6 protein-coding genes are annotated in these 6,701 nt (G+C 67.2%); 3 read left to right on the forward strand and 3 right to left on the reverse strand.

The window, feature by feature from the left end; all coding sequences use genetic code 11:
* Nucleotides 1–397 (reverse strand): LysR family transcriptional regulator (locus AC1DZ6_RS15905; protein WP_477098128.1); only part of this gene is annotated, 397 nt, incomplete at its 3' end.
* Nucleotides 398–490: 93 nt separating this feature from the next.
* Here AC1DZ6_RS15905 and AC1DZ6_RS15910 point away from each other — a divergent pair.
* Complete coding sequence (locus AC1DZ6_RS15910; protein WP_477098129.1) at nt 491–1,234, forward strand: hypothetical protein; 744 nt, start codon at nt 491–493, stop codon at nt 1,232–1,234.
* Here AC1DZ6_RS15910 and AC1DZ6_RS15915 read toward each other — a convergent pair.
* Nucleotides 1,231–1,584 carry a Kazal-type serine protease inhibitor domain-containing protein gene (locus tag AC1DZ6_RS15915; protein WP_477098130.1) on the reverse strand — a complete coding sequence of 118 codons (354 nt, stop codon included), beginning with the start codon at nt 1,582–1,584 and terminating at the stop codon, nt 1,231–1,233. The two genes, AC1DZ6_RS15910 and AC1DZ6_RS15915, sit on opposite strands and share 4 nt — an antisense overlap.
* A 156-nt stretch (nt 1,585–1,740) precedes the next feature.
* Between AC1DZ6_RS15915 and parE the strand changes: the two genes are divergently transcribed.
* Together parE and AC1DZ6_RS15925 are read left to right on the forward strand one after the other, a co-directional pair.
* Complete coding sequence (parE, locus tag AC1DZ6_RS15920) at nt 1,741–3,849, forward strand: DNA topoisomerase IV subunit B (RefSeq protein WP_477098131.1); 2,109 nt, start codon at nt 1,741–1,743, stop codon at nt 3,847–3,849.
* Nucleotides 3,850–4,151: 302 nt separating this feature from the next.
* Nucleotides 4,152–4,478, forward strand: a complete 327-nt coding sequence (locus AC1DZ6_RS15925; protein ID WP_477098132.1) for a UrcA family protein — start codon at nt 4,152–4,154, stop codon at nt 4,476–4,478.
* Between the two features lie 79 nt (nt 4,479–4,557).
* Here the strand turns inward: AC1DZ6_RS15925 and AC1DZ6_RS15930 are convergent.
* A partial coding sequence (locus AC1DZ6_RS15930; protein WP_477098133.1) for a right-handed parallel beta-helix repeat-containing protein occupies nt 4,558–6,701 on the reverse strand: 2,144 nt, incomplete at its 5' end.

Genomic DNA, 6,701 nt, shown 5'->3' on the forward strand with positions numbered 1-6,701 from the left:
GCACCGCCTCATGCGAGCCGAACACCAGCTCGATCGGGCGATCCGCCGGCAATCCCGCATAGAGCCGGGGCGCCAGGCGGTAACGCCCGAAGGCCGAGACCACGGCCAGGCGCAGCGGACGCAGGGCCGGGTCGGCGCGGCTCAGCCGGTCGCGGGTCCGTTCGACGTCATCGAGGGCCCGACCGACGGTCTCGAACAGGGCCTGGCCAGCGGCGGTCAGGCGCAGCGCCCGCCCCACCTTCTCGAACAGCGGCCGGCCCATCTCGCGCTCGAAGGCCTTCAGGTCGTGGTGGATGGCGGGCGGCGACTTGCCCAGGCGCGGACTGGCAGCGGCGATGCCGCCGGCCGCCGCCACCGCGTGGAACACCGCCGCACGGCGCAGATCGACATGTCGCATCGTTTCGCAATCCAGAACGAAGGCAAGATCCGTTCGAAATATTGCGGAACGGCGTTCGACGCTAGGTCTGCGCCTCCATTGAAGGAGACACGGATGACCTGGAAACACGCGACGCTGGCGATCGCCTTGGCGGTCGGTCTCGCGAGCGGCCCAGCCCGCGCCCAATCCATCGAAAGGATGGCCGAGCAAGCCGCCTTCCTGTTCACCTACGACGTCGATCGCGGCAAGGAGGCCGCCTTCGAGGCCGGCTACGCCGCGCATCTGCGGTGGCACGCCGCCCATGCCGACACCCTGCCGTGGTTCGGCTGGTACGTGACCAGCGGCCCGCGCACCGGCCTGTTCGTCGACGGGACCTTCGGCGTTCCGTTCGCGGCGATGGACGCCCGTCCCGATCCCGCCGGCGACGGCGCCGACATGGAGGCCCGCGTCCTGCCCTACGCCAAGGCTCGCGCCTATTCGGCCCATGTCCTTTGGTCCGCGCCCAGCACGGTCCGCAGCCTGGAGGCCCGCCAGCCCAGCCCGACGCTCGACGTCTACAGCCTGCGCGTCCCGCCGGGCGACGTCGCGGCCTTCGAGACCGCCCTGCTCGCCTCGGCCAAGTCCGGCAAGGGCGATCTCGGCTGGACTTGGTACCGCCTGGCGGGCGGCGGCGAGCTTGGGAGCTACATGGTGCTGGTCCCGCGCCGGGCCTGGGCCGACCTCGCCGGCCGTCCCGCCGATCTGGCGGGGCTGATGGCGGCGGCCTATGGCCCGGGCCAGACCCGTGCGGCCGGCCTGGTCCAAGGCGTCGAGGCCGAGACCTGGTCCTACCAGCCCAGGCTCAGCCGCCTGCCCTAGGCCTTGCACTCGCCGGTGGTCGCGACGCTGGCCCCCGCGGCGGCGGCGGTGCAGGCGCTGGCGTAGGTCTTGCCGTCGCAACCGCAGACCGGAGCGTAGATCATCGTGCACATCTGTGGCGCCTTGCGGCAGGTCCCCGCGCCGTCGGCGACGTGGCACTGGCCAGCCGGCATCTGGCAGACCAGGCCCGAGGCGCACTGGAAGCCCGCGAAGCCGCCGCACATGCCGCCCTCGGCTACCGGGGTCCGGGCGTTGGTCGGCGGCGGCGAGGATGGGCCGGAAGGCGCGGCCGCGGTGCAGCTCAGCAGCGCCAGGGAAGCCAGGAGGATCGTCAGGGGGCACCAGGTCATCGACGGTCTCCAAGTGGGGGTCAGATGCAGCCCGCATCCTGGCATGCGCCGCCCAAGCCGGGCAAATCCACCGCCGGCCCAGCTTTCCACCCCTTTTCTTCGCGAGCCGCGCGGCCCATACGGGGCGCTCCCGCCGAATCGACGCATGTTCCCGTAATGTCCTCCAAAGACGACCCTAACGCCTCCTTCTCGCTGTTCGGCGACGACGCCCTGTCGCCGCCGCCCGCATCGCCCTTCCCCGCCCGCGAGCCGCATCCCGAGCCCGCGCCGCGTCCGGCCGCCCCGCCGCCGCCCGCAGCGCCGAGCGCCCGCAGCGCCACGGCGGCGTCTCCCGACGCCTACGACGCCAGCTCGATCGAGGTGCTCGAAGGCCTCGAGCCCGTGCGCATGCGTCCCGGGATGTACATCGGCGGCACCGACGAGCGGGCCCTGCACCACCTCTTCGCCGAAGTGCTGGACAATTCGATGGACGAAGCCGTGGCCGGCTTCGCCAAGACCATCGAGGTCAAGTTCGACGCCGACGGCTATCTGTCGGTCAAGGACGACGGGCGCGGCATGCCCGTCGACGAGCACCCCAAGCATCCGGGCAAGTCGGCCCTGGAAGTGATCATGACCGTCCTGCACGCGGGCGGAAAGTTCAGCGGCAAGGCCTACGAGACCTCGGGCGGCCTGCACGGGGTCGGCGCCAGCGTCGTCAACGCCCTGTCGGAGCTGGTCGAGGTCACCGTCTGGCGCGACGGCTTCGAGCACCGCCAGAGCTTCGCGCGCGGCAAGCCGCTGGGCCCGGTCGAGAAGATCCAGCCCAGCAAGAAGCGCGGCACGATGGTGCGCTTCAAGCCCGACGACCAGRTCTTCGGCGAGGGCTGCGGCTTCAAGCCGGCGCGCCTGTACCGCATGGCCCGTTCCAAGGCCTATCTGTTCCGCGGCGTGCAGATCAAATGGTCCTGCGATCCGTCGCGGATCCAGGACCAGACCCCGGCCGAGGCCACCTTCCACTTCCCCAACGGCCTGGCCGATTTCCTGGCTGAGCGCACCAAGGGGCTGGAGCTGGTCACCCCAGACAGCTTCTCGGGCCGCATCGAGCGCCAGGGCGAGGCCGGCGCGGTCGAGTGGGCCATCGCCTGGACGCCGCGCGGCTTCGGCGAGCACGACGGCTTCATGCAGTCGTACTGCAACACCGTGCCGACCCCCGAGGGCGGCACCCACGAAAGCGGCCTGCGCGCCGCCCTGACCCGGGGCCTGAAGTCCTACGCGGAACTGAAGGGCGAGAAGCGCGCGGCGATCATCACCGCCGACGACGTCATCGCCCAGGCCGGCGCCCTGATCTCGGTGTTCATCAAGAACCCGGAATTCCAGGGCCAGACCAAGGAAAAGCTGTCGTCGAGCGAAGCCCAGCGCTTCGTCGAGAACGCCCTTCGCGACCCATTCGACCACTGGCTGACCGGCAGCCCCAAGGCCGCCCAGGCCTTGCTGGAGTTCGTGATCGAGCGCGCCGAGGAACGCCTCAAGCGCCGCAAGGACAAGGAAGTCAGCCGAGCCTCGGCCACCCGCAAGCTGCGCCTGCCCGGCAAGCTGGCCGACTGCGCGGCCGGGGCCGTGGACGGCGCCGAGCTGTTCATCGTCGAAGGCGACTCGGCCGGCGGCTCGGCCAAACAGGCCCGCAATCGGCGGAACCAGGCGATCCTGCCCCTGCGCGGCAAGATCCTCAACGTCGCCTCGGCGACGGGCGAGAAGTTCAGCGCCAACAAGGAACTGTCGGACCTGATGCTGGCGCTCGGGGCCCAGGGCGGCAATCGCTACAAGGAAGAGGATCTGCGCTACGAGCGGATCATCATCATGACCGACGCCGACGTCGACGGCGCCCACATCGCGTCGCTGCTGATCACCTTCTTCTACCGGACCATGCCGGACCTGATCCGCCAGGGTCACCTGTTCCTGGCCCTGCCGCCGCTGTATCGCATCAGCCATGGCGGCAAGAGCGCCTACGCCCGTGACGACGCCCACAAGGACGAGCTGCTGGCCACGATGTTCAAGGGCAAGAAGCCCGAGATCGGTCGCTTCAAGGGCCTGGGCGAGATGATGGCCTCCCAGCTCAAGGAGACCACCATGGACCCGGCGGTGCGCACCCTGGCCAAGATCACCCTTCCCCGCTCCGAGGAAGCCGTCGAGGCCCTGGTCGAGACCCTGATGGGCCGCAAGCCCGAGCTGCGCTTCCGCTTCATCCAGGAAAACGCCGAGTTCGCGGCCGACGATCTGGATCTGTAGGACATGGCGCCTTCCCTCCCCTCAGGGGGAGGGAAAAGTGCGACCTATAAAATAATCTGACATTTCAGATTTGCGCCACTCAAGCAGCGCTAAGTCCTCAAATGAATTCGACTTTTCGCGCTTTCAAAAGGTGTGATCGCTCGATTTTTGACCGATTTGTCGACCTTTTTTGCTTTTCCCGGACGCTTTTTGAGCAGAAGCAAGGTTTCGAACTCGATTTCGAGCCGAGCCCCTTGTGGTTTCGACACGAGGTCGAACCGAGCGACGCCCCGAGACGTCGCCGAAACCAGGGAAGACAGTCCATGAAGACCCTCGTCGCCTCGACCGCCGCAGTCCTTCTCCTCGCCAGCGCCTCGTTCGCCGTCGCCGCCCAGGTGGAGACCGAAACCGTCAGCATCCCGGTCTCCAAGGCCAAGCTGAACCTCAACAACCCGCAGGACGCCCAGCGCATGATGCGCCGCATCAACGTCGCGGCCCTGCAGGCCTGCGGCGCCGACGCCCACAGCTTCCCCGACGTGAAGCGCGCCGTGGCCGCCTCGCCCTGCCACCGCGACGCCGTCGCCGGCGCGGTGACCCAGCTGAACAGCAACCAGGCCTCGCTGACCGTCACTGGCGTTCGCAACCGCTAGGACCGTTTCTCCCCCGCCAAGAGGGGAAGTGTCGGCGAAACGCCCGGAGCCGAGCTCCGGGCGTTTTGCGTTTCGGCTCCTAGAAGATGATGTCGCCACCTGACAGACTCGTCACTTGATCGAGCGTGGCGATCAGGTGGTGGCCGCCGTCATAGTCGAAATAGACCTGCAGTCCGTCGGTGGACGCCGTCGTGCTCCAAGTTCCCGCCTCATGGTCAGCGTGAAGCGACGACAGGTCGAGCTTGTCCCCGCCAGCCGTGAAGTCGGTGATGACGTCCACGGCGTCGCTCAAGCCGTGGAACACGAAGGTGTCGGCCCCGCCGCCGCCGGTGAGCAGGTCGAAACCGCCCCCCCCCTCGATATAGTCCGCGCCGCTGCCGCCGATGATCCAGTTGGCTGAGGCGTTGCCCACCACGGTCGCGCCGCTGCTCGTCGTGATCGTGGCGTTTTCGACCTGGGCGTCGAGGACGTAGCGGCTGGCCCCGATCAAGGCCGTATCGACCCCGCCACTGCCGAATTCCAGGATGCGGTCGCCGGCGTTATCGAGCAGGTAAGTGTCGTCCCCCGCACCGCCCTTCATTAAATCCGCGCCGCCGCGACCGTCGATGCGGTCGTTGGCGGCCGTGCCGCTGATCACGTCGAACTTCGAAGTGCCGGTGAAGGTCGCCGTCGTCGCGCCGCCTGCGACGATCGTGGTCACCAGCGAGTCGAAATCGAAGTCGGCCGCCGTCAGATTGGCGGCCGTGACGTCCTTGAGGGTGAGCGTGTGGCCGCCCTTGAAACGTAGCACGGTGTTGCTCCCCGATTGGCTCAACGAGGCAGACAGTTCCGCGAAGCTGGCGAAATCGTCGCCGGCCAGAACGATCCTATCCCCGGAGGCAAAGTCGGAAACCTGGCCGGAGCCGTCGGTTAACACCATAAAGACATCGGCGCCGGCGCCGCCGGTCATGAAGTCCGACCCGCCAGCGCCCACGATCGTATCCGCGCCGGCGCCGCCGATCAGCATGTTGGCGAGACCGTTGCCGAAAAGGGTCATCGCCGAGCCAGTTCTGGCTATCAGGTTCTCGACGTTGTCGCCCAACTGATAGCGGGCGTCATAGAGCCAGACTGTGTCGATGCCAGCCGAGGCGTCTTCTACGACGACGTCGCTGGCGCCGGAGGCGACATAGGTGTCGTCACCCGCGCCGCCGGTCATCGTGTCAGTCCCGGTGGCGCCGTTGACGTAGTCGGCGCCGGCTGTGCCCGTCAGGCTGTCCGCGCCGCTGGTGCCCACGAAGCTGTTCGTCCAAGCCTGGCTTTCCGCCCAAGGCGTCGGAGCCGGCGGGACAGGAACCGTCGTCCAGAGCTCGACCGGATCCGGCCCCACATCGCCCTCCCAGGCGATCGGGCCGTTGCCGGTGGCGACAATGTTGTTGTTATTGCCCGCGTCGATGCGCGTATCCGATCGGGCACCGACCGTYGTGTTGCCCGTAATCGTGACGTCGGACGAATAATGAACCGTCTCGGCCTCTCGATAGCCGGTGGTTACATAGACAGCCCACGGTTTTTGGCTGTTCGAAGCCAGATAGTTGCCAGTAATCTCGACGTCGATAGCCCCACGCACGCTGACAGGTTGCTTGCCGACATTGACGATCTTGTTGCCTCTGACCTCGACGTCTTTAGCCTCGTAGGTCGCGCCGGGCAGCATCCAAGTGTCCCCCGTCACGCCGCCGGCCGAAATGCCGTCGCCCGTGACGTCGTGGATGTAGTTGTCCGAGATCGTGATGTCGGTCGACCCGCCCTTGGCGAAGATCGCCGCGGTCGTGTTGTGAAGGTTGTAGATTTCATTGCGCGAAATGACGCCGTTCTGCACGCCGAGGACATCGATGCCTTCCTCGGCGCCGATGTCGTGGACGACGTTGTCGAGGATGTAGGCGTTGTTCGCTTGACCAACCTTGATGCCGTCGTGCGCCGCGCCGCTGACGACGTTGCCCTGGATCACCACATTATTGACAAAGTTAGTGAAGTCCTGGCCGCTCTGACTGAATTGAATGCCGTCATAGCCGCCGCTGACGTCGAAGTTCTTGATCACATAGTTGTCGACGCCCAACGCCTGGATCACCGGCTTGTCGTCGTTCGCGCCCACGATCCTGGCAGCTTGCGGTCCGTCGGCCGACACGAGCCAGATCGGCGCATCCGCTGTGCCACTGGCGGTGTGAGGGATCTTCACGCTCTCCACATATG

Source organism: Caulobacter sp. P1_B12_2 (assembly GCF_056406675.1).

Bases quoted from the DNA above. Each gene is read 5' to 3' on its own strand.
- AC1DZ6_RS15910 (WP_477098129.1), top strand. From the start codon at position 491: ATGACCTGGAAACACGCGACGCTGGCGATCGCCTTGGCGGTCGGTCTC.
- AC1DZ6_RS15915 (WP_477098130.1), bottom strand. From the start codon at position 1,584: ATGACCTGGTGCCCCCTGACGATCCTCCTGGCTTCCCTGGCGCTGCTG.
- AC1DZ6_RS15925 (WP_477098132.1), top strand. From the start codon at position 4,152: ATGAAGACCCTCGTCGCCTCGACCGCCGCAGTCCTTCTCCTCGCCAGC.